This is a genomic window from Lysinibacillus sp. 38-6, from assembly GCF_046245175.1.
GTDB lineage: Bacteria > Bacillota > Bacilli > Bacillales_A > Planococcaceae > Lysinibacillus.
Map to the genome: position 1 here is coordinate 3,309,494 of NZ_CP176417.1, position 23,007 is coordinate 3,332,500.

21 protein-coding genes (1 of these 21 running past the window's edge) are annotated in these 23,007 nt (G+C 37.5%); 8 read left to right on the top strand and 13 right to left on the bottom strand.

Annotated elements, in window-relative coordinates; genetic code table 11:
* Positions 1–296: 296 nt before the first annotated feature.
* Together ACKVEV_RS16950 and ACKVEV_RS16955 are read right to left on the bottom strand one after the other, a co-directional pair.
* Complete coding sequence (locus ACKVEV_RS16950; RefSeq protein WP_409370579.1) at positions 297–497, bottom strand: DUF951 domain-containing protein; 201 nt, start codon at positions 495–497, stop codon at positions 297–299.
* Between the two features lie 55 nt (positions 498–552).
* On the bottom strand, positions 553–1,380 hold the full coding sequence (locus tag ACKVEV_RS16955) for a mechanosensitive ion channel family protein (RefSeq protein WP_409367457.1): 828 nt from the start codon (positions 1,378–1,380) through the stop codon (positions 553–555).
* Positions 1,381–1,473: 93 nt separating this feature from the next.
* Between ACKVEV_RS16955 and yyaC the strand changes: the two genes are divergently transcribed.
* Positions 1,474–2,106 (top strand): spore protease YyaC, encoded by a 633-nt coding sequence (yyaC, locus tag ACKVEV_RS16960; protein ID WP_409367458.1) that lies wholly within the window; start codon positions 1,474–1,476, stop codon positions 2,104–2,106.
* Here yyaC and ACKVEV_RS16965 read toward each other — a convergent pair.
* From ACKVEV_RS16965 to rpmH, 11 genes are all read right to left on the bottom strand, one after another.
* Positions 2,023–2,739 carry a DUF554 domain-containing protein gene (locus ACKVEV_RS16965; RefSeq protein ID WP_409367459.1) on the bottom strand — a complete coding sequence of 239 codons (717 nt, stop codon included), beginning with the start codon at positions 2,737–2,739 and terminating at the stop codon, positions 2,023–2,025. The genes yyaC and ACKVEV_RS16965 overlap by 84 nt on opposite strands.
* 71 nt (positions 2,740–2,810) lie before the next feature.
* Positions 2,811–3,662, bottom strand: coding sequence for a ParB/RepB/Spo0J family partition protein (locus ACKVEV_RS16970; protein ID WP_409367460.1), 852 nt, complete (start codon positions 3,660–3,662; stop codon positions 2,811–2,813).
* Positions 3,655–4,416 (bottom strand): ParA family protein, encoded by a 762-nt coding sequence (locus tag ACKVEV_RS16975; protein ID WP_409367461.1) that lies wholly within the window; start codon positions 4,414–4,416, stop codon positions 3,655–3,657. Before ACKVEV_RS16975 ends, ACKVEV_RS16970 begins: the two co-directional genes overlap by 8 nt.
* A 223-nt stretch (positions 4,417–4,639) precedes the next feature.
* A complete protein-coding gene (gene noc / locus ACKVEV_RS16980) occupies positions 4,640–5,539 on the bottom strand; it encodes a nucleoid occlusion protein (RefSeq protein ID WP_409367462.1) in 900 nt (299 codons plus the stop codon).
* Positions 5,540–5,719: 180 nt separating this feature from the next.
* Positions 5,720–6,436: a 16S rRNA (guanine(527)-N(7))-methyltransferase RsmG gene (gene rsmG, locus ACKVEV_RS16985; RefSeq protein ID WP_409367463.1), complete on the bottom strand. Its 717-nt coding sequence runs from the start codon at positions 6,434–6,436 to the stop codon at positions 5,720–5,722.
* Between the two features lie 156 nt (positions 6,437–6,592).
* The gene (mnmG, locus tag ACKVEV_RS16990; protein WP_409367464.1) at positions 6,593–8,488 is read right to left on the bottom strand and encodes a tRNA uridine-5-carboxymethylaminomethyl(34) synthesis enzyme MnmG; all 1,896 of its coding nucleotides are present in this window, start codon (positions 8,486–8,488) and stop codon (positions 6,593–6,595) included.
* 27 nt (positions 8,489–8,515) lie between these two features.
* Complete coding sequence (gene mnmE, locus ACKVEV_RS16995) at positions 8,516–9,901, bottom strand: tRNA uridine-5-carboxymethylaminomethyl(34) synthesis GTPase MnmE (protein WP_409367465.1); 1,386 nt, start codon at positions 9,899–9,901, stop codon at positions 8,516–8,518.
* A 302-nt stretch (positions 9,902–10,203) separates the two neighbouring features.
* Positions 10,204–11,016 carry an RNA-binding cell elongation regulator Jag/EloR gene (gene jag / locus ACKVEV_RS17000; RefSeq protein WP_409367466.1) on the bottom strand — a complete coding sequence of 271 codons (813 nt, stop codon included), beginning with the start codon at positions 11,014–11,016 and terminating at the stop codon, positions 10,204–10,206.
* The gene (gene yidC / locus ACKVEV_RS17005) at positions 11,013–11,783 is read right to left on the bottom strand and encodes a membrane protein insertase YidC (RefSeq protein WP_409367467.1); all 771 of its coding nucleotides are present in this window, start codon (positions 11,781–11,783) and stop codon (positions 11,013–11,015) included. The genes jag and yidC overlap by 4 nt, the downstream gene beginning before the upstream one ends.
* 240 nt (positions 11,784–12,023) lie before the next feature.
* The gene (rnpA, locus tag ACKVEV_RS17010) at positions 12,024–12,368 is read right to left on the bottom strand and encodes a ribonuclease P protein component (protein WP_409367468.1); all 345 of its coding nucleotides are present in this window, start codon (positions 12,366–12,368) and stop codon (positions 12,024–12,026) included.
* Between the two features lie 93 nt (positions 12,369–12,461).
* The gene (rpmH, locus tag ACKVEV_RS17015; RefSeq protein ID WP_004233310.1) at positions 12,462–12,596 is read right to left on the bottom strand and encodes a 50S ribosomal protein L34; all 135 of its coding nucleotides are present in this window, start codon (positions 12,594–12,596) and stop codon (positions 12,462–12,464) included.
* A gap of 551 nt (positions 12,597–13,147) precedes the next feature.
* On the opposite strand from rpmH, the gene dnaA reads away from it, so the two are divergent.
* The 7 genes from dnaA to ACKVEV_RS17050 form a co-directional block, all read left to right on the top strand.
* Complete coding sequence (gene dnaA, locus ACKVEV_RS17020) at positions 13,148–14,497, top strand: chromosomal replication initiator protein DnaA (protein ID WP_409367469.1); 1,350 nt, start codon at positions 13,148–13,150, stop codon at positions 14,495–14,497.
* Between the two features lie 167 nt (positions 14,498–14,664).
* Positions 14,665–15,801 (top strand): DNA polymerase III subunit beta, encoded by a 1,137-nt coding sequence (gene dnaN / locus ACKVEV_RS17025; RefSeq protein WP_409367470.1) that lies wholly within the window; start codon positions 14,665–14,667, stop codon positions 15,799–15,801.
* A 162-nt stretch (positions 15,802–15,963) separates the two neighbouring features.
* Positions 15,964–16,188 carry a S4 domain-containing protein YaaA gene (gene yaaA / locus ACKVEV_RS17030; protein WP_024364626.1) on the top strand — a complete coding sequence of 75 codons (225 nt, stop codon included), beginning with the start codon at positions 15,964–15,966 and terminating at the stop codon, positions 16,186–16,188.
* 3 nt (positions 16,189–16,191) lie between these two features.
* Entirely contained in the window at positions 16,192–17,307 is a 1,116-nt protein-coding gene (gene recF, locus ACKVEV_RS17035; protein WP_409367471.1) for a DNA replication/repair protein RecF, read from the top strand.
* Between the two features lie 91 nt (positions 17,308–17,398).
* Entirely contained in the window at positions 17,399–19,333 is a 1,935-nt protein-coding gene (gene gyrB, locus ACKVEV_RS17040; protein WP_409367472.1) for a DNA topoisomerase (ATP-hydrolyzing) subunit B, read from the top strand.
* 25 nt (positions 19,334–19,358) lie between these two features.
* Positions 19,359–21,827 (top strand): DNA gyrase subunit A, encoded by a 2,469-nt coding sequence (gene gyrA / locus ACKVEV_RS17045; protein WP_409367473.1) that lies wholly within the window; start codon positions 19,359–19,361, stop codon positions 21,825–21,827.
* Between the two features lie 146 nt (positions 21,828–21,973).
* On the top strand, positions 21,974–23,007 hold the 5' portion of the coding sequence (locus ACKVEV_RS17050) for an HD-GYP domain-containing protein (protein WP_409367474.1). Its footprint extends 55 nt past the window's final position; only the first 1,034 of its 1,089 coding nucleotides appear in the window; its start codon is at positions 21,974–21,976; the stop codon falls past the right edge of the window.

Here is a 23,007-nt window from a genome sequence, read left to right on the forward strand (position 1 = left end):
TTAACGCAGTACTTTTTGCATGTCATGTAAATAAATTGGTGAGATAAACGTGACCCCGCGCAATGGCTTCCAAATTTTTTTCGAGCCTGCTCGAACTGCTCGTCTGAAAATCCGTGACATTCGTAGGGGCATTTAACTTAACTCAACCAAGGTTGAATCCCCAATGCATTTAAGTACTAAGTCGGTATTCTTTCCCACCTCTATCGGTGGAGGACTTTTCTGAAGCAAGTTAAAGTTTTCTGTATAACCCTATCTATTATATTGATTCGCCCATAAAAAGTCTAATACACAAAAAGCTAGGCTTCGCTTGCATGCTTTAGTACCTTTTTCATTTTTTTCTCAAATTCTCGACGTGGGATCATCACACTGTGCTGACATCCTTCACATTTAATGCGCACATCTGCACCCATACGAATAATTTTCCACTCATTTGTGCCACATGGATGTTGTTTTTTCATTTCGACAATATCATTTAAATCAAATTTTTTCGCTTCCATATTATTCACTTCTCCCATCTTCTCTTCCACTTCCACCATATAACATCATTTTAGGTTATGCCATAGGAATATTATGTTCTTCAAATAGTTTTGTTACGTCACGACGAATAGTACGTGCTACGCCATATTGTTGTTGTGGTAATGTTTCTGCGGCAATGCGAATCGTTACTTCTTTACCTTTTACATTTTGTACACCTAAAAAAGTAGGTACTGCCACAAGCTCTTTATGACTTTCTTGAAGTGAACCTAAATATTCTCTAACAAGAACTTCCGCTTTTTCAAAATCTGCATCGATTGTCATTTGTAAATCTATAAAAATTTTCGAGTTATTAATAGAGTAATTGATCACTTCTCCAATTGAACCGTTAGGAATAATAAACTGCTCCCCAGTAGAACCATTAATTTTTGTAGTACGTAATCCTATTTCGACTACAGTTCCTTCTGCAGCGTTTATTTTAATATAATCCCCTACACCGAACTGGTCTTCAAAAATAATAAAGAACCCTGTAATGACATCCTTCACTAAGCTTTGTGCACCAAAACCGATGGCTAAACCGACAATCCCTGCTCCTGCAAGTAAACCAGCGACTTTAATATGCAGCACAGAGAGAATCGCAATTATAGCTGAAAAATAGACTACATAGGAAATAACACTTTGTAGTAATCTCGCGATTGTTCGTTGGCGACGCTCTGAGTGATTTAATGGTGAACGCATTCTTATTAAAAATGCTTTTTTAATAATTTTTTTACCTAACCTCACCGCTAACCACGATGCAATGAGGATGACTGTAATCTTAAAACTTGCCCCAATTACATTGTCCCAAAATTTTTCGGACGTCAGTATATCCCATTTCTTTTCTATCCATTTCGTTTTCCAATTCATTATTTCCACCTCTTGAATAACTTGTTAAAAATTTGCGTATACTGCATAAAAATTGAGCACTTTTTCCAAATAAAAATGAAAGTGAGTTTTTTTATGAATACTATTTCTAATTTAGTACTACCTTATTCGCTTCATCACGAAAGTAAAAATGCCGTTTGGCAATTGAGTACATTATTTTTAGAGTATATTCCTTTCCATCATGAACGTCTTATTTTTTGCTGTATCGGAAGTGATCGTTGTACTGGCGATACACTCGGACCGTTAACAGGTAGTTTTTTGAAAAAATCTGTTAGTTTCCCTTATGAAGTTGTAGGAACTTTAGAAGATCCATTGCATGCCCTTAATTTAGATACGACGATACAACAGTTACACCATCATACTACGAAACCATTTATTATTGCGATTGATGCATGTCTCGGTAGCGAACAAAATGTTGGACATATTGCTGTACAAGATGGGCCGATATTACCTGGAAAAGCGGTGAAAAAAGAATTGCCCCCAATCGGTGACATTTCCGTTAAAGGAATCGTCAATATTGGAGGCTTTATGGAAATGCTCGTATTACAAAATACGCGATTGCATATATCTTACGCAATGGCTGAAAAGCTTTCAAGAGCTTTACTACTTGCTGCGCATCGTTATTCATTGAAAGGGATAGATGATAGCAACCAAAATGCCGACAACGACGATACCCGGCAACAAGTTAGCAGCCTTGATCTTTGTTAAGCCTGCGATATTTAAACCGATTGCTAAAATCATAACGCCACCTACAGAAGTCATTTCTGTAATAAACATTTGTAATGCATCATCCGGAATATAAGCGCTTATAACACCTGCAAAAATAGCTATAATGCCTTGATATACAAATACTGGAACAGCTGATAATAGTACGCCTATACCTAAAGTGGATGCTAAAATAATAGAGGTAAAACCATCAATAATGCCTTTTGTTATTAAGACATTATGATCCTGACGCAGACCACTATCAAGTGCACCTATTATCGCCATAGAGCCAACGACAAATATTAATGAAGCTGTTACAAAGCCTTCTGCAATATTAATTTGATTGTCGCCATTACGCCCTTTACGAAAAAGTGATTCTACCCATTTCCCTAGTCGATTCATTTGCTTATCTAAATCGAGCCATTCTCCTATTACTGTTCCTACTACTAAACTTACCACTAATATAATAAAATTATTACTCTCAAAGCCCATTTTAACCCCTAATAGTGCTACAGATAAGCCAATAATCGATAATACAGTGGCTTTCATCGACTCAGGAATATTTTTAAAAATGCGCCCTACCAATGCGCCTACTATGATGAGTAGTGCATTAATTAATGATCCTAAAATTACCACAATAAGGCCTTCTTTCTCTCTAGAAAAATAGAGAGCGCCTAGCATGTCGGCGCTCTAATTACATTAATAGACTATTCATCTTCATTTTGGATATTCAATATGTCCAAAATACGTTCCAAATCATCTTCTGAATAAAATTCGATTTCAATTTTACCTTTGTTATTCGCTTTTTTTATTTGGACATTTGTACCAAAATAATCCCTCAATTGCGATTCCTTTGCCACAACAAAAATATCCTTCTTCTTCTGCGATGTTTCACGTGAAACTTCTTCATTTAAATTTTGCACTAAAATTTCCACTTGGCGTACATTTAAGCCTTGTTTAATGATCTTTTGTGCAATTTCAGGTATTCTTCGTTTATTTTTTAATCCTAGCAATGCACGGCCTTGTCCCATTGATAAGGCGCCATCATTCATTAAGGCACGAACATCTTCTGGTAAAGCTAATAATCGCACATGGTTTGCAATATGCGGTCTACTTTTGCCTAAACGCTTAGAAAGCTCTTCCTGCGTTAAATGTAAGTTTTCCATTAAGCTTTGATAAGCTTCTGCTTCTTCAATAACGGTTAAATCCTCACGCTGAAGATTTTCTAATATTGCTAGCTCCATCATCTGGGAGTCTGTTAGTTCTTTAACAATCGCCGGTATTATGTCTAACCCGGCTAATTGAGCCGCTCTAAAACGGCGCTCTCCCGCCACTATTTCATATTTCCGTGCCTTTTTGCGTACAGCAATTGGTTGTAAAATACCGTGTTCTTGAATAGAAATTGCTAATTCTTGCAATGCTTCTTCATCGAATATTTTACGAGGCTGAAATGGATTTGCGACGATTAACTGGAGTTGTAGTTCTTCTACTTGTCCACTTTGTTCTAATGATTCTCCCGGAAATAGTGCACTAATACCTTTCCCTAAACCTTTAGCCATTTTTTATCACTTCCCTCGCCATCTCTAAATATACTTCTGCACCTCTTGATTTTGCGTCGTAAATGATAATCGGCTGTCCATGACTTGGCGCCTCACTTAATCGGACATTACGAGGAATGATTGTTTTATATACTTTATCTTGGAAATATTTTTTCACTTCATCAATTACTTGCAAACCTAAATTAGTCCTTGCATCAAGCATTGTTAACAATACCCCATCAATATAAAGTTGCTGATTTAAATGCTTCTGCACTAAACGGACAGTAGATAATAGCTGACTTAAACCTTCTAATGCATAATATTCGCATTGCACAGGAATAATCAACGCATCGGACGCCGTTAAGGCATTAATCGTTAACAGCCCTAGTGATGGTGGACAATCAATAATAATATAATCATAGTCATCTTTCACATCTTGGAGTGCATGCTTTAAACGTACTTCCCGAGATATGGTTGACACTAATTCAATCTCCGCTCCCGCTAATGAAATGGTTGCTGGGACAATTGATAGATTTTCTACATTTGTTTGTTGTACAACATTTTCAACATCTTCATCATCGATGAGTACATCATAAATACAACTTTGGATTTCACCTTTATTAATGCCCAGCCCACTTGTTGTATTGCCTTGTGGATCTGTATCAATCAATAGCACTTTTTTACCTAAGTATGCGAGACAAGCGCTTAAATTGACTGATGTCGTTGTTTTACCTACGCCACCCTTTTGATTGGCGATTGCTATAATTCTACCCATTTAAAAGCACCTGCTTTCATCTATCAAAGTTCACTTTGACAAATCCATTTGTAAAATCATTGTTCAATACCTTTATCTTACCTATCATTCTATCAAAAAAACAGAACAGAGTTGTATAAAATATTAAGAATATATACAAAAAAGGAGGTACCTTAGAATTATTTCTAAGATCCTCCTCTGTACGGTCGCTAACATACAGTGCTATTTACTTTTCTAATATAGTTTAAGATTTCTTCTTTTTAGGTATTTTCACTGTAATTTGATAGTATTCTTCCGTATCTTCTTCTTCCGTTTTCACCGTAATACCACTTTTCGTCACCATAGAAAGCGATTGTTTAATGGTATTTAAGGCAATTCGGACATCTTTACTAATTGCTTTTCTTTTCGGCTTCACTTTTTTAGGCATTTCTTCTTCTTGTTCCACCGCTTCAGGATGTAGCAATGCATGAATATGTTCTTCTAATTGACGAACATTCCAATCATGCTCAATCGATTGTTGCAAAATGTCTAATTGCAATGTTGGCTCTTTAATAGCAATTAGCGCACGTGCATGCCTTTCGGAAATTTGACGCTTTAAAATAGCTTGCTGCACTTCTTCAGGAAGCTTTAATAGACGTAATTTATTGGCTACCGTGGATTGTCCTTTTCCTAGTCGTTGGGCCAAAGCTTCTTGTGTTAACTCATGAAGCTCTAATAATTTTTGGTAGGCCACTGCCTCTTCAATTGCGGTTAACTCTTCACGTTGAAGGTTTTCAATTAATGCAATTGATGCTGTTTCCTTATCGGTTAAATTTCGTACTATCGCAGGAACTTCTGTCCATTGCAGCTTTTTCATTGCTCGATAGCGACGCTCTCCGGCAATGATTTCATATTGGTTGTTTGCTGTGCTACGTACAACAATTGGCTGAATTACACCATGGGTATGAATGGTTCTTGATAATTCTTCAATTTTTTCGTCATCAAAAATAGTACGTGGCTGAAAACGGTTTGGTACAATTTGATCGATTGGAAGCTTAATAACCTCTTCTGCTGTACGAACCGCCTCTGCTTGTTCTACTTCATTTTCCACAATAGGCTCTGCTTTATTTCCGCCTCCAAAAAAACGTGAAAAAGGACTTTTCATCCAAGTGGCACCACCTTTAAGTAACTATCTTGCTCTGTCTCATTCTATTATTATTTATTATATTTCCTAAAATGTATATAGTTCATAGATGTCATTTGCGTGAACCATCCATAACTAGTATGTATGCTCAAACGAGAAAAAATATTTTTCCAGTTTGAGACGTTTCACATGAAACACTAATTATTGAATAGGTGTTTTATTTGGTACACCAGGCTTACGCGGGTATTTTTTTGGTGTTCCTTTTATTTTATCAAAAACATATAAAGTTCGTTCACTTTCTTCAACAGGTAGTGAGAAAGAATATTCTTCTTTTAATGTCACACCTAAAGTGTTCAATGCTTTTTTCGCATCTTTTAATTCTTCTGGGCCTGCTGCAGCCTTTAGTGCAACAAAATAACCACCCTGTTTTGCCAATGGCACACATAATTCTGATAGTACAGACAAGCGAGCTACTGCACGGGCAGTCACAACATCGAATTGCTCACGATAGCTTACATTTTGACCGAATTCCTCTGCACGAGCATGGACAAAGTGCATACCATCTAGCTGCAATGTTTCACTTAAATGATTTAAAAATGTAATGCGTTTATTTAACGAGTCTACAATTGTTACTTGTAAATGTGGGAAGCAGATTTTAATTGGAATACTAGGGAAGCCAGCACCTGCTCCTACATCACAAACGGTTGTTACCTGTGTAAAATCAAAATAAAACGAGGCACTAATTGAATCATAGAAATGTTTTAAATAGACACCTTCTAAATCGGTAATAGCCGTTAGGTTCATTTTTTCATTCCATTCGACAAGCAGTTCAAAATACTTTTTGAACTGTGCGACTTGCTTGTCAGAAAGCTCGATGCCCTTGTCCTTCAATGCCTCAATAAATTGTTGTTCGTTCATGTAAGGTCTCCTTTAAAAAATGGCTCAGTATTGTCTGTTTGTTCATTGTCATGCTCAGTAGGAAGCAAACAATGAATTTTGAAGCATAACATTGCCTAAAAATAGGAAGCGGGCACAATGGTATGCCCGCCTCTTATTCACTTTACTGTTACTCTATTATTCGCCACTTACACGCGCGATTTTACCTTGTTCAATATAGACTAATAAAATCGAAATGTCAGCAGGGTTTACACCCGAAATTCGTGACGCCTGTGCAATAGAAAGTGGTGTAACTTGTTTTAACTTTTGTCGTGCTTCTGTAGCAAGACCTGAAATGGCATCATAATCAATGTTTTCTGGTATTTTTTTATTTTCCATTTTATGAAGCTTTTCAACTTGTTGCAATGCCTTTTCAATATAGCCTTCATATTTTAGCTGAATTTCAATTTGCTCTTTTACTTCCTCTGAAAATTCAATATCAGCTGGTATTAATGACGCCACTAAATCGTAGTGCATTTCCGTACGTTTTAATAAATCGGCGCCACGGATGCCGTCTTTTAGTTCGCTACCGCCTACTGAACGAATAGTAGCTTGCGTTACTTCATTTGGCTTAATAATCACTTCACGAAGGCGGGCAATTTCATTTTCAATTAATGATTTTTTCTCGATGAATTTTTCGTAACGTTGTTCTGATAACATGCCCATTCTATAACCGTGCTCTACTAAACGTAAATCTGCATTATCATGACGCAGTAGTAAACGGTATTCTGCACGAGATGTAAGGAGACGATAAGGCTCATTCGTACCTTTTGTTACTAAATCATCGATCAATACGCCAATATAAGCTTCTGAACGGCTTAAAATCAGCTCTTCTTTACCTAGCACGTTGGCAGCAGCATTCATACCCGCCATTAAGCCTTGTGCAGCCGCTTCTTCATAGCCTGATGTGCCGTTAATTTGACCGGCTGTATATAAACCTTTAATACGTTTCGTTTCTAATGTTGGCCATAATTGCGTTGGCACAATGGCATCATACTCAATAGCATAACCTGCACGCATCATTTCAGCTTGTTCTAAACCTGGAATAGATTTTAATAAGCGCTGCTGCACATGTTCAGGTAAGCTTGTCGATAACCCTTGCACATACACTTCTCTTGTATTGCGACCTTCTGGCTCTAAGAAAATTTGGTGGCGCGGCTTATCATTAAATCGCACGACTTTATCTTCAATTGAAGGACAATAGCGCGGGCCAGTTCCTTTAATCATACCTGAGTACATCGGTGAAAGATGTAAATTCGCCTCAATAATTTCATGCGTTTGAGGGCTTGTATACGTTAACCAACAAGGAAGTTGATCCATAATGAATTCAGTTGTTTCAAAACTAAATGCACGTGGGACATCATCCCCTGGTTGTATTTCTGTTTTCGAGTAATCAATTGTACGGCTATTGACACGAGGCGGTGTACCTGTTTTAAAGCGTACAAGTTCAAAACCTAATTCCTTTAAATTATCTGCTAAGCGAATAGAAGGCTGTTGGTTATTTGGGCCACTTGAATATTTCATGTCACCAATAATAATTTCACCGCGTAGGAATGTCCCTGTAGTGACAATTACAGCGTTGGCACGATAAATAGCGCCAATTTGCGTAATCACACCTTTTACTTCGCCATCTTCTATAATAAGCTCTTCCACCATTGCTTGGTGAATCGTTAAGTTTTCATTTTCTTCTAACACACGTTTCATTTCATGTTGGTATAGGACTTTGTCTGCTTGTGCGCGTAATGCACGTACGGCTGGACCTTTCCCTGTATTCAACATACGCATTTGAATATGCGTTTTATCAATGACTTTCCCCATGACCCCACCAAGTGCGTCAATTTCACGTACGACAATCCCTTTTGCAGGGCCACCAATGGATGGATTACATGGCATAAATGCAATCATATCTAAGTTGATTGTTAACATAAGCGTATTCGCGCCCATTTTAGCACTAGCATACGCAGCTTCTGCGCCTGCATGACCTGCTCCAATAACAATCACATCAAACGTGCCTGCCTCATATTGTGTTGGCATGCTCGTATCTTCCCTTCTCTAGTAGAATTATTTTCCTAAACAGAACTGTGAAAATAGCTGATTAATTAGGCTTTCTTGCACCGTATCACCAATAATTTCACCAAGTATCTCCCACGTTCTAGTTACATCTATTTGCACCATATCAACTGGTACACCTGCTTGTGCTCCAGCTAAAGCATCCTCTACCGTCGCTTGCGCTTGATGGAGTAATGCAATATGGCGTGCATTTGATACATATGTTAAATCGCCCGCTTCGATTTGACCCTCGAAGAATAATGCAGCAATGGCTTCCTCTAATTCTGCTATTCCTTCTTCTTGTAAAAGAGACGTTGTCACAATGCGATGACTACCTGCTAATTCTTTTACACGTGCTAAATCGATTTTTTGCGGTAAATCTGTTTTATTGACAATGACGATATAGTCCATCGCCTCGATTGTTTCGAAGAGACGTTCATCTTCAATCGTTAATTCATCCGCATAGTTTAAAACGAATAAAATTAAATCTGCGCCACGTAGCGCTTCACGAGAACGTTCAACACCAATTCGCTCGACAATATCTTCTGTTTCGCGAATACCGGCTGTATCAACTAAACGTAGCGGTACGCCACGTACATTTACATACTCTTCTATAATATCACGAGTTGTACCTGCAATATCTGTCACAATCGCTTTATTTTCTTGCACTAAACTATTTAAAAGTGAAGATTTCCCTACATTTGGTCGACCTAAAATAACCGTCGATAAACCTTCACGTAAAATTTTGCCCTGAGATGACGTTTGTAAAAGTTTAATGATTTCATCACGTACCCATGTACATTTTTCTAGCAATACCGGCACGGTCATTTCCTCTACATCATCATACTCTGGATAATCTATATTAACCTCTACTTGCGCTAAAGTCTCTAGTAATGCTTGGCGTAAATCCCCGATAAGGCGAGATAATTTACCATCCATTTGACCGAGCGCTACATTCATCGCACGATCTGTCTTCGCTCGAATTAAATCCATCACCGCTTCGGCCTGCGATAAATCAATACGACCATTTAAAAACGCACGCTTTGTAAATTCTCCTGGCTCGGCAAGTCTTGCGCCATTTGTTAATACTAATTTTAATACGCGATTAACCGATACAAGTCCTCCATGGCAGTTAATCTCTACTACATCTTCACGCGTGAACGTTTTCGGTCCTCGCATTAACGATAGCATTACTTCCTCTACTACCTCATTTGTTTTAGGATCAACTAAGTGTCCATAATGGATTGTATGTGATGCCTGCTTCGTTAAACTTTTCCCACTAGGCGCTTTAAATATTTTATCTGCAATGGCTACTGCTTCATCACCACTTAAGCGAACTATGGCAATAGCACCTTCACCCATCGGTGTGGATATCGCAGCAATTGTATCGAACTCCATTTCATTACCTCCTTAACGTTATCCACATGTGGATAATTAAAACCGAGCAACACTTTCTAACATCTTAGACTAACATATTTTCAACAAAATCTAAAGTAAGGATAATTGCCAATTGTGGATAATTAAATTATCTCCCGATTGTGTTCACTTTGACACACGCAATATCCGACATATTACGACTTATTGTATCCCCTACGTTTACTATTCCAGCTTTCCAGACAGCAAAAAACGGTCACTTTATCACAACGATAAAATGACCGTTTTTCATAGCATATGTCTGTATGCCTTTTTGTAAAGAAAGCCTAAGCATTCTTTACTGGTTCAATAACTAAATAGCGATTCGGTTCTGTGCCTTCTGAATATGTTTCAATATCAAGGCGATTCGCTAATTGATTATGAATGATTTTTCTTTCGTATGATTGCATCGGCTCGAATGCCACACGTTGATTTAATCGAAGTGCCTTATCAGCCATACGATCCGCCAATTGCTCTAAGGCAACTTGGCGACGTTCTCGGTAGTTTTCGACATCTAATTTGACCATTAAGAACTGTTTAGCGGTTTTATTTAATACAAGTTGCGTTAATTGCTGTAAGGAATTTAACGTTTGACCACGTTTCCCTATTAATAGCGCCGCCTTCTCACTTTTTAATTGAAACAGCACATTTTTACCTTCACGTGTCGTTTCAATTTCAAGATCTTGAATGTCTAATTGCTCCGCTATACTTACTAAGTAAGCTTTTGCTTCGTCAATTGGATTGACAGTGTTATCTTCTTCCTCTTTTTTTGCCTCAATAACGTCTTGTTGTACAGCTTCGATGTTCATTGGTTGTTCTGAAACTCGTGAACTTACTATTTCAACGTCTTCCACTACTTTTTGTTCGTTCCATTGATTCGTAACCGTATCAACTTGCTCCGCTACTTCTGTCGTTGGATGAACATGTACTTCTTTTACAGTCACACGTACTTCTGCAGAACGTGCTCCAAAACCTAAAAATCCTTTTTTGCCTTTTTGTAAAACTTCAACATCTACTTGTTCACGGGTTTTGCCAAGTTTCTGTAACGCCAATGAGATCGCTTCTTGTGTTGTTGCGCCTATTTGCGTAAGTTGTTTCACTTTTTAGCCCCTCCATTTTGAGCAGGTTGTGTTTTATTTTTTTGCCAAGGTTTATAAATATAAAGGTTTTGAAGAATCGAGATAATATTCCCGATTACCCAATATAGTGATAATGCAGCTGGTAATGCCATACCGAAACCGATAATCATGACTGGCATAATATACATCATAATTTTCATTTGAGGGTTATCCATTGCTGGGCCCGTACGTAAAACGATAAATTGCATGATACCAGCTATGATTGCCAAAGCTGGTGCAGGATCTGCTAATGGGAAAATGAAGAAATTTCCTAAATCAAAAGCAGCTGTAGCATTCATTCGGTTAATTGCGTGGTAGAAACCCATTAAAATCGGCATTTGAATGATTACTGGTAAACATCCAGCAACTGGGTTTACACCGGACTCACTCATCAGCTTCATCATTTCTTGCTGATACTGTTTCTGTGTTTGTGCATCCTTAGAAGCATACTTCTTCTGCAATTCCTTCAATTTTGGCTGAATTTCTTGCATTTTTTTCGAGCTCTTTGTTTGTTTAATCATCAATGGCAGAATTGCTAAACGAATAATAATCGTTACAGCAATAATTCCCCATGCATACGTACCAAGTAAATCAGCAAAATACTTTATCGCTGATACTAGCGGCCAAACAATGAATTCATTCCAGAAGCCTTGGCTATCTTTGGATATTGGTTCGTTAAATTCTGTACACCCAGATAGTAGGAATGCTACTGATACTAGCGACAAAATTACCCAAAGTTGTTTTTTCAACCGTCTTCCCCCTACAAATACTATTCACTTTTCTAAAATCTATATGCATTGTCTCTATTCAATTTTATTTTTTCTACTGAATAAAGTTATCAGTTATTTTATCATGCAAATTAGCTTTCACTCTACTAAATATGCTAAATCTTCAATGCACATGCAGTAAAGCTGTTAACTAAATTTACATAAGTAGTTGTGGAATCTTTTTAAAAGTGTATTTTACCGCCACTTTGGTTGCCGTATGTATTACGATTTCTTCAATACTCTAGCAATTCGTAGTACATGCTGCAAACTTTGTTTCACTTCATGAAAATCCATAGTGGCCGCCGGATGTCTGGCGATAATAACATAGTCCATATTCGGCTTTATTTCATCTTTTAACTCATGAATACTTTGCCGAATATAACGTTTAATTTGGTTGCGTGTTACCGCATTGCCAAGCTTTTTACTAACTGATAAACCTACGCGAAATTCCGTTTGTCCCTCTTTTGGTAAGAAATAAACAACAAACTGACGATTTGCGAAAGACTTACCTTTTTTAAACACCTTTTGAAAATCTTCATTCTTTTTCACTCGTTGGCGTTTTTTCATGACTTTCACCTGCTACTAATTATTCTTTTGATCCTTATCGGCTTCAAAAAATAAAGAAAAAAAAGACCACTGATGTGGCTCAGTGGACTTATTTTATGCTGATAAAACTTTTCTTCCTTTACGACGACGAGCAGCAAGAACTTTGCGACCGTTTTTCGTGCTCATACGTGCGCGGAAACCGTGAACTTTGCTGTGCTTACGTTTCTTTGGTTGGTAAGTACGTTTCATTGTATATAGACACCTCCTGAATGAAAGTTGAATTTTTCAACATACAGACCTGCATATTATATAAAGTAATTAGCTATTTTGTCAATGTATTTTATAAATTTCTTTCAATCCGCCTAATCTATGTTTACCTTTCCTCTCTTTTAAATTATCCACAGATTACTTGTTTTTTTTACACAGACTTGTGTATAGTATTTTTTGCATTATTTTTTATCCACAACCGTTATCTACAACTTTTTCACATAAGCAGTGCTTGTGGACAACTCGAAAGTGGGTAAATTAAAGTTATGTGGATAAGTTTCATAAACTATTGAAATAGCTTTGTTTTTCTGATACGATAACTGTGCTTCACTTTGTTGAAAACTAAATCGAACTAATCTTTTATCCACAACTGTTAATATGCTGTGGATAATTTTTATCACAGCCTTTGGTTAACTATTATCCACAGCTTGTGATTTTGTGGATTAGTCGTAACATGAACGTATTTACTTATAATAAATGCACGTTATTTTTTATTGCTGTATATGTATTGAACTGTAAAGGAGAATAGCAGCTTGGAACATTTAGAAGAATTATGGAATAATGTCCTGGCTCAAGTTGAACAAAAAATTTCTAAACCAAGCTTTGAAACGTGGCTGAAGTCTACAAAATTACTTTCCTACAATGGAAGTGGTTCGACTGTGACAATCGCCGCGCCAAATTCGTTTGCTCGGGACTGGCTTGAAAATCATTATATTCATTTGATTACAGGTATATTAACGGAGCTAACAGGCGAAGACTTGCTTATTAAATTTGTTGTTCAAAAGAACCAGGATTCGGACGATTTTGACTTACCAGCGCCGATTATCCAAGCTAAAAATGACGACCAACATGATATTTCACCAGGGATGTTAAATCCGAAATATACATTTGATACGTTCGTTATTGGCTCTGGAAACCGCTTTGCGCATGCTGCATCATTAGCTGTCGCTGAAGCCCCTGCTAAGGCATATAACCCATTCTTTATATATGGGGGAGTAGGGCTTGGCAAAACGCATTTAATGCACGCAATTGGCCATTATGTGTTAGAACATAATCCAAATGCAAAAGTCGTGTACTTATCATCAGAAAAGTTTACAAATGAATTTATTAACTCTATTCGTGATAATAAAGCACTCGATTTTCGCAACAAATATCGTAATGTAGATGTACTGCTAATTGATGATATTCAATTCCTTGCCGGAAAAGAATCAACTCAAGAAGAATTTTTCCATACGTTTAACACATTACATGAGGAATCGAAACAAATTGTCATCTCAAGTGACCGTCCACCAAAGGAAATTCCTACTTTAGAAGATCGCTTACGTTCTCGTTTTGAGTGGGGGCTTATTACCGATATAGCTCCTCCAGATTTAGAAACACGTATTGCCATTCTTCGAAAAAAAGCAAAAGCAGACGGTTTAGACGTACCTAACGAAGTAATGCTCTATATCGCGAACCAGATTGACTCCAATATTCGGGAGCTTGAAGGTGCGCTTATTCGTGTCGTGGCGTACTCATCGCTAGTCAATAAAGATATTACGGCTACATTAGCTGCTGAAGCGTTAAAAGATATCATTCCAAATTCGAAGCCAAGAACTGTCACGATTTTAGACATTCAAAATGCCGTCGGAGAGCACTTTAATATTCGTTTAGAAGATTTTGCAGCTAAAAAACGTACAAAACTAATCGCCTTTCCTCGACAAATTGCGATGTTTTTATCGCGCGAATTAACAGATTTCTCGCTGCCGAAAATTGGTGAAGAGTTTGGTGGTCGCGATCATACGACTGTTATCCATGCTCATGAAAAAATATCTTCTTTGTTGAAAAATGACGCGCAACTGCAACAAGATATTAAACAAATTCGAAGCATGCTAGGGAAATAATCTTGTGGACAACTCAAATATTTAAACACAAACTTATACACAGTCTATCTACATGTGGATAGACTGATTTTATTCACATAGAACCACTTATCCACAAATCCACAGGGCCTATTACTATATCTTTTATATTTAATAAATAAATAATATAAATATGTGAGGGAAAACAAATGAAATTTGATATTTTACGTGACCGTTTACTAGAAGGTTTAAATGATGTCATGAAAGCCGTAAGTTCTAAAACGACTATTCCGATATTAACGGGGATTAAAATGGATGTGACGAACGAAGGAATTCGTTTAACAGGTAGTGATGCCGATATTACAATCCAAACATTTATTCCAGTAGAAGAAGATGGTCAGCAAATTATTCACATTGCCGAAACAGGTTCAATTGTTGTACAAGCACGTATGTTCAATGAAATCGTACGTAAATTGCCAACAAACGAAGTAGAGATCCACGTAACAACAGGTTTCCAAACGCATATTCGTTCAGGTAAATCAGAATTCCATTTAATTGGCTCTGATGCTGCTGAATATCCATTGCTACCTGAATTAACGGAAGATCAAAAATTTACTATACCTGCAGACTTACTTAAATCTATTATCCGTGAAACAGTATTTGCAGTTGCTACTTCTGAAAGCAGACCGGTGTTGACAGGTGTAAACTGGCAGATCAAAAATGAAACTTTAATCTGTGTTGCAACAGATAGTCACCGTTTAGCAAGACGTAAAGTGCAATTAGAAGAACTACCAGAAGTTGAACATAGTGTAGTCATTCCAGGTAAAAGTTTAAATGAATTAAATAAAGTGTTAGAGGATTCTACAAACCTTGTACAAATTGTTATTACAAGTCAGCAAGTATTATTTAAAACAGGGGATGTATTATTCTTCTCTCGCTTGCTTGAAGGAAACTACCCAGATACATCACGTTTAATTCCAGAAGAATATCAAACAAATGTGACGATTAACGGTAAAGCATTATTACAAGCAATTGATCGTGCATCACTTGTAGCACGTGGTGACCGTAATAATGTCGTACGATTTGAAATTTTAGACAATCAAGCGGTTGAAGTATCATCGAATTCTCCGGAGATTGGTAAAGTACAAGAAGAAATACCTGTAGAAGCATTAGAAGGGGATAGCTTAAAAATTTCCTTTAGCGCAAAATACATGATGGAAGCATTGAAAGCAATCGATGGCCAAGATGTAGTAATCCAATTTACAGGCGCTATGAGACCGTTTATTTTACGTTCTGTTCATGACGATGCAATCTTACAACTAATTTTACCGGTTCGCACATATTAATTTGCCAATGTGTATTCTAGACACAGTATAGGGAAATGTAACGCTTACTTGAGTAGATAAACTTTCGGATAGTCGCTAGTTGCGGCTATCTTTTTTTACTTATCGAGCATTTTTAGGTATGATAGAGAGATAGACATTCTGTATTTGGAGGGTAACACATCTATGAAAGACATTGAAATCGATGTAGAGTTTGTCACGTTAGGGCAACTTTTAAAAATGACCGATGCTATTAGCTCAGGCGGCATGGCCAAATGGTTTTTACACGAAAATGATGTTTACGTAAATGGCGAGGTAGACGATCGCCGTGGACGCAAATTACGTAACGGAGATGTTGTAAATATCCCTGGATGTGGCCGGTTCCGAATTGTTGGGCCCACTGGACAATAAATTATGCATATAGAGCAGTTAAAACTTACAAATTACCGTAACTATGACGCTTTGGCGTTGAATTTCTCTCCAAAAATAAATGTATTTATTGGTGAAAATGCTCAAGGTAAAACAAATGTTATGGAATCAATCTACGTATTAGCGATGGCAAAATCACATCGCACAACGAACGATAAAGAATTGATACGTTGGGATTCAGACTATGGTAAAATAGAAGGGGCCGTTCAAAAAAGGCACGGTATTTTACCGATAGAGCTTACTATTACGAAAAAAGGCAAAAAAGGGAAGATTAATCACATCGAACAAAGTCGCCTTAGTCATTATATTGGTCAAATGAATGTAGTCATGTTTGCGCCGGAAGATTTGAATGTTGTAAAAGGCAGTCCGCAAATACGCCGACGATTTATCGATATGGAGATTGGCCAAATTTCGCCTGTCTACTTACATGATTTATTAACCTTTCAGAAGATTTTAAAACAGCGTAATCATTATTTAAAAATGAATCAGGGCAAGGTAATGACCAACGACGTCATGTATGATGTTTATAATGAGCAGTATATTCACGCAGCTACCCAAATTATTCGTAAAAGATTTCAATTTATGGATTTATTACAGGATTGGGCAGAACCAATTCATGCAGGGATTTCACAAGGCAAGGAAACGCTAGTTATTAAATACCGCACCGTAGCAGGTATCGATAAAGGGCATACGTCGAGTGAAATAGAAGATGTATTGCTGAAAAAGCTAGTAGAGGTTAAGGACCGAGAATTTGATCGTGGCGTCACGCTAGTAGGACCACATCGTGACGATTTACAATTTTTAGTGAATGATTATGATGTGCAAACATATGGCTCACAAGGTCAGCAACGTACAACTGCACTGTCATTAAAGCTCGCCGAAATTGAGCTAATTAAACAAGAAACAAATGAAACACCCATTCTACTTTTAGACGATGTATTGTCGGAACTCGATGATTATCGCCAATCGCACTTATTAAATACCATTCAAGGTGAAGTCCAAACTTTTGTCACAACGACAAGTGTAGATGGAATTCATCATGAGACGATGGAACATGCACAGCTGTTCCACGTGAAACAAGGTGCGATTGAAGAAAGTTAGCCAGGGAGTTTTTTAGATTATAAAAGAATGGTAATAGTCAGCTCGGTTGACTGTTCATTCATTTACACACAACGATGTTATGAAGGAGTAGATGGAAGCCGTGGCTATAGAAAACGAAGGTTTACAAGATCAAGCGTATGAAGCCGATCAGATACAGGTATTAGAAGGTTTAGAAGCGGTTCGTAAAAGACCGGGGATGTATATCGGTTCAACAAGCTCTAAAGGACTTCACCATTTGGTGTGGGAAATAGTCGATAATAGTATAGATGAAGCGCTGGCAGGATTTTGTACAGATATTTCAGTTACGATTGAAAAAGATAACTGGATTCGTGTAGAAGATAATGGACGAGGAATTCCTGTTAGTATTCAAGAAAAGATGGGTAAGCCAGCAGTTGAAGTTATTATGACTGTGCTCCATGCCGGTGGTAAATTCGGCGGTGGAGGTTACAAAGTATCTGGTGGTCTCCATGGTGTAGGGGCATCTGTTGTAAATGCTTTATCAGTTGAGACAATTGTTCAAGTTCATCGTGAAGGACAAATTCATGAAATTAAATTTGAGCGTGGTCAAACGAAACAGGCATTAACTGTTATTGGTGAAACAGATCATAACGGAACAACTACTCGTTTTAAAGCAGACCCAGAAATTTTTAAAGAAACAACCGTTTATGAATTCGATATTTTAGCACATCGTATTCGTGAATTAGCTTATTTAAATCGCGGTATCCGCATTACAATTGCAGATGAGCGTGAAGATGAGATACGTTCTACTACATATCATTATGAAGGTGGTATTCGTTCTTATGTAGAGCACTTAAACAAATCGAAAGAGCCAATTCATGAACCAATCGATGTCCTTGGTGAAAAAGATGGTATTTCAATTGAGATTGCCATGCAATATAACGCTGGCTTTTCATCAAATATTTTCTCATTCGCTAATAACATCAATACGTACGAAGGTGGTACGCATGAATCTGGCTTTAAAACTGCGCTTACGCGTGTAATTAATGATTACGCACGTAAAAATGGTTTATTAAAAGAAGCAGATGCGAACCTTACTGGTGAAGACGTGCGAGAAGGGTTAACAGCTATTGTATCTGTTAAGCACCCAGACCCACAATTTGAAGGACAAACAAAAACAAAGCTTGGTAACTCGGAAGTTAGCCAAATTACGAATGCATTATTCTCAGATGGTTTTGAACGATTCATGTTAGAAAATCCAACTGTCGCACGTAAAATCATTGATAAAGGTTTAATGGCAGCTCGCGCCCGTGTCGCAGCGAAGAAAGCGCGTGAATTTACACGCCGCAAATCTGCGCTTGAAGTATCAAGTTTACCTGGTAAATTAGCTGACTGTTCTTCTACGAATCCAGCGGAATGCGAAATTTATATTGTAGAGGGTGACTCTGCCGGTGGTTCAGCAAAATCTGGACGTGACCGTCATTTCCAAGCGATTTTACCGTTACGTGGTAAAATTTTGAACGTTGAAAAAGCGCGATTAGATAAAATATTATCCAATGCAGAAATTCGAGCAATGATTACAGCGTTCGGTACTGGTATTGGTGAAGAATTTAATTTAGAAAAAGCACGTTATCATAAAATCATTATTATGACGGATGCCGACGTAGACGGAGCACATATCCGTACGTTACTTTTAACATTCTTCTTCCGTTTCCTACGACCTCTAGTAGATGCTGGCTATATTTATATTGCACAGCCACCACTTTATCAAGTGAAGCAAGGGAAGCATGTTGAATATTGCTATGATGATATTGCGCTACAAGAGATTTTAGGAAGATTATCAAGTATGCCAAAACCTGTTGTACAACGTTATAAAGGTCTTGGGGAAATGAACGCAGAGCAACTTTGGGAAACAACAATGGATCCTGAGCACCGCACATTGTTGCAAGTGGAGTTAGATGATGCAATTAAAGCGAACGAAGCTTTCGAACGTTTAATGGGCGATGAAGTAGAACCTCGTCGTCAGTTTATTGAAGAAAATGCGGTTTACGCTAATTTAGATATTTAATTTTTCTTGAGGGGAGGTCTACACTTTGTCAGAACAAGAACGCTCCGGTGTAAAAGGAGTTAATATAACAGAAGAAATCGAAACATCCTTCCTCGATTATGCAATGAGTGTAATCGTTTCGCGTGCATTACCAGATGTACGCGATGGATTAAAGCCAGTTCATCGTCGTATTTTATACGGCATGCAAGAGTTGGGTAATACAGCAGATAAAGCGTATAAAAAATCAGCACGTATCGTTGGGGATGTAATGGGTAAATACCATCCGCATGGTGACTCCTCTATTTATGATGCAATGGTACGTATGGCGCAAGATTTTAGTTATCGTTACATGCTAGTTGATGGTCATGGGAACTTTGGTTCTGTCGATGGCGATGGAGCGGCAGCGATGCGTTATACAGAATCACGTATGTCTCGTATTGCCATGGAAATGCTTCGTGATATTAATAAAAATACAATTGACTATACGGATAACTATGATGGCTCTGAAAAAGAACCAGTCGTTTTACCAAGTCGTTATCCAAACTTATTAGTAAATGGTGCGGCAGGGATTGCGGTTGGTATGGCAACGAATATTCCTCCACACAATCTAGGGGAAACGATTGACGGGGTGTTAGCACTATCTGAAAACCCTGCTATTACGACAGAAGAATTGATGGAAATTGTCCCCGGACCGGATTTCCCAACCGGTGGATTAATTTTAGGACGCAGTGGAATTCGCCGCGCCTATGAAACGGGTCGTGGCTCCATTGTTATTCGAGCTAAAGTAGAAATTGAGCAGAAATCAAATGGTAAAGAAACAATTCTTATTCATGAATTACCTTACCAAGTAAATAAAGCGAAATTAATCGAAAAAATTGCTGAGCTAGTTCGCGATAAAAAAATTGATGGCATTACAAATTTACGTGATGAATCAGACCGCCGTGGTATGCGAGTAGTTATTGAAGTGCGTAAAGATGCCAATGCCAATGTTGTGTTAAACAATTTATATAAGCAAACAGCGATGCAATCAAGCTTCGGTGTTAATATGCTGTCGTTAGTAAATGGGCAGCCAAAAGTAATGGGCTTAAAAGAGATGCTTTATCATTATTTAGAGCATCAGAAAGTCATTATTCGCCGTCGTACTGAGTTCGATTTAAAGAAAGCGGAAGATCGTGCGCACATTTTAGAGGGCTTACGTATTGCCCTTGACCATATCGATGAAATTATTGCGATTATTCGTGGTTCTCGTAGTGGTGAAGAAGCTAAACCGCAATTGATGGAACGATTCAATTTATCTGAACGTCAGGCGCAAGCAATTTTAGATATGCGTTTAGTACGTTTAAGTGGATTAGAACGAGAAAAGATTGAGGCGGAATATCAAGAATTACAAGTGCTAATTGCTGAGTTAAAAGCGATCTTAGCAGATGAAGCTAAAATTGTTGAGATTATACGTACTGAAATATTAGAAGTGAAAGAGCGCTTCAATGATGCTCGACGCACAGAGATTACATCTGGCGGAATGGAAATGATTGAAGACGAAGATTTAATTCCTGTAGAAAATTCAGTTGTTACGTTAACGCATAATGGCTATATTAAGCGCTTAGCTGCTAATACATATCGCAGTCAAAAGCGTGGTGGCCGTGGTGTACAAGGAATGGGTACAAATGAAGATGACTTTGTAGAACATCTGATGAATACATCTACGCATGATACGATCTTATTCTTCACTACTAAGGGGAAAGTATTCCGTGCAAAAGGTTATGAAATTCCTGAGTACGGTCGTACAGCTAAAGGGTTACCAATCGTGAACCTACTGAACATCGATAAAGGTGAGAAAGTTACAGCAATGATTCGTGTTGACTCATTTGACAAGGATGCTTACTTTATCTTTACGACAAAAACAGGTATTACGAAGCGTACCCCAGTATCACAATTTGCTAATATCCGTACAAATGGCTTAATCGCTATTAGTTTACGAGAAGATGATGATTTAATTGCTGTTCGTTTAACGGATGGTATGAAGCAAGTTATTATCGGAACTCGTGATGGAATGCTTGTTCGTTTCCAAGAAGAGGACATTCGCTCGATGGGACGTACAGCAGGTGGTGTCCGTGGTATTAAACTACGTGAAGGTGACGAAGTAGTTGGCATGGAAATTGTTGAACCGGGGCAAGAAATTTTAGTTGTTACCGAAAAAGGCTATGGTAAACGTACAACTGAAGAAGAGTATCGTTTACAAAGTCGCGGTGGCGTTGGTTTAAAAACAATCCAAATTACCGACAAAAACGGTCCGATGGTAGCTGTTAAAACGGTTGATGGCTCTGAAGATTTAATGCTTATTACTATCAATGGAATGCTGATCCGTATGGATGTAAATGATATTTCATTAATTGGTCGTAGCACGCAAGGCGTTCGTTTAATTCGTTTAGGAGATGACGAATTAGTTGCCACTGTTGCGAAAGTTGAAAAAGAAGACGAAGATCCATCTGGTGAAGATGAACAAATAGAAGAATAAAAAAAGCCGATGACAACAGCACTTGTAGCTGCGGTCATCGGTTTTTATTTATATCATGAAAAATAAGTAATAATTTTGAAATTCGTGATAATATATAATTAGACCTTAGATAAAGTAAGTGAAATAGTAAAGAGGTGTTTAATTTCGTGGAAACGGTACTTGTCCCAATTTCAGAATTACGCTTAGGAAAAGTTATTTCTGAAGATATTTTTGCCAATACACAATATCCAATTATCTTTAAGGATACAGTCGTATCACATGAGCATTTACAAGTTTTTAGTGCATTTAATATTTCAAGAGCTCCTGTATATAAAGATAATTTAAAGGAAGTTTCAGTGGAGAGCGAAAAAGAAATTGATTTCGCAATCCAGCCAGAAGCAATCCCAACCTTCAAAAAAGTATACAGTAATTCTGTTGACCAATTTAAAAAGGAGTTTAAAAATTGGGAAGCAGGAGCAAAGGTTGATATTACAAAAGCGCGTACAATCATTTTGCCATTATTAGATATGGTATTAGAAGATCGGACAATTATTTTTAACTTAAACGAGTATTCGAATCCAAAAGATTATTTATATCATCATTGTGTAGGAACAGCATTAATTTCTTCTGTTATTGCTCAAAAATTAGGCTATGATAAAGGGTTAACAATTCAAATTGCCATTGGTGGTTTATTAGCAGATTGCGGTATGGCTAAAGTTCATCCACGTATTCGAGATAAAAAAACGACGTTAACCGAACAAGAATTTTCAGAGATTTATAAACACCCTATATATAGTTATAATATGGTAAAGGACTTAACGATCTTAAAAGATACAATAAAAGAGGCTATTTTCCAGCACCATGAGCGTTTAAACGGTAGCGGTTATCCAAAAGGTGAAAAAATCGCTAATATATCTATCTTTGCTCAAATTATTGCGGTTGCGGATGTTTTTCATGCGATGACATGTGAACGTGTCTATCGAGCTAAGCAATCATCATTTAAAGTGATAGAAATGATTAATGAGTCTGAGTTTGGGAAGTTTGATATTAAAGTAGTAAGAGCTTTAATCGATTTAGTGGCTGACTTACCTATTGGAACAATTATTGAACTTTCTAATTTAGAACGCGGAGAAGTAATGTTTGTTAATAAATATGCACCAACGCGTCCGATAATTAAATTAAGTATTACTGGTGAAATATT

Bases quoted from the DNA above. Each gene is read 5' to 3' on its own strand.
- ACKVEV_RS16950 (WP_409370579.1), bottom strand. From the start codon at position 497: ATGGAAGCGAAAAAATTTGATTTAAATGATATTGTCGAAATGAAAAAA.
- ACKVEV_RS16955 (WP_409367457.1), bottom strand. From the start codon at position 1,380: ATGAATTGGAAAACGAAATGGATAGAAAAGAAATGGGATATACTGACG.
- yyaC (WP_409367458.1), top strand. From the start codon at position 1,474: ATGAATACTATTTCTAATTTAGTACTACCTTATTCGCTTCATCACGAA.
- ACKVEV_RS16970 (WP_409367460.1), bottom strand. From the start codon at position 3,662: ATGGCTAAAGGTTTAGGGAAAGGTATTAGTGCACTATTTCCGGGAGAA.
- ACKVEV_RS16975 (WP_409367461.1), bottom strand. From the start codon at position 4,416: ATGGGTAGAATTATAGCAATCGCCAATCAAAAGGGTGGCGTAGGTAAA.
- noc (WP_409367462.1), bottom strand. From the start codon at position 5,539: ATGAAAAGTCCTTTTTCACGTTTTTTTGGAGGCGGAAATAAAGCAGAG.
- rsmG (WP_409367463.1), bottom strand. From the start codon at position 6,436: ATGAACGAACAACAATTTATTGAGGCATTGAAGGACAAGGGCATCGAG.
- mnmG (WP_409367464.1), bottom strand. From the start codon at position 8,488: ATGCCAACACAATATGAGGCAGGCACGTTTGATGTGATTGTTATTGGA.
- mnmE (WP_409367465.1), bottom strand. From the start codon at position 9,901: ATGGAGTTCGATACAATTGCTGCGATATCCACACCGATGGGTGAAGGT.
- rnpA (WP_409367468.1), bottom strand. From the start codon at position 12,368: ATGAAAAAACGCCAACGAGTGAAAAAGAATGAAGATTTTCAAAAGGTG.
- rpmH (WP_004233310.1), bottom strand. From the start codon at position 12,596: ATGAAACGTACTTACCAACCAAAGAAACGTAAGCACAGCAAAGTTCAC.
- dnaN (WP_409367470.1), top strand. From the start codon at position 14,665: ATGAAATTTGATATTTTACGTGACCGTTTACTAGAAGGTTTAAATGAT.
- yaaA (WP_024364626.1), top strand. From the start codon at position 15,964: ATGAAAGACATTGAAATCGATGTAGAGTTTGTCACGTTAGGGCAACTT.
- recF (WP_409367471.1), top strand. From the start codon at position 16,192: ATGCATATAGAGCAGTTAAAACTTACAAATTACCGTAACTATGACGCT.
- gyrB (WP_409367472.1), top strand. From the start codon at position 17,399: ATGGAAGCCGTGGCTATAGAAAACGAAGGTTTACAAGATCAAGCGTAT.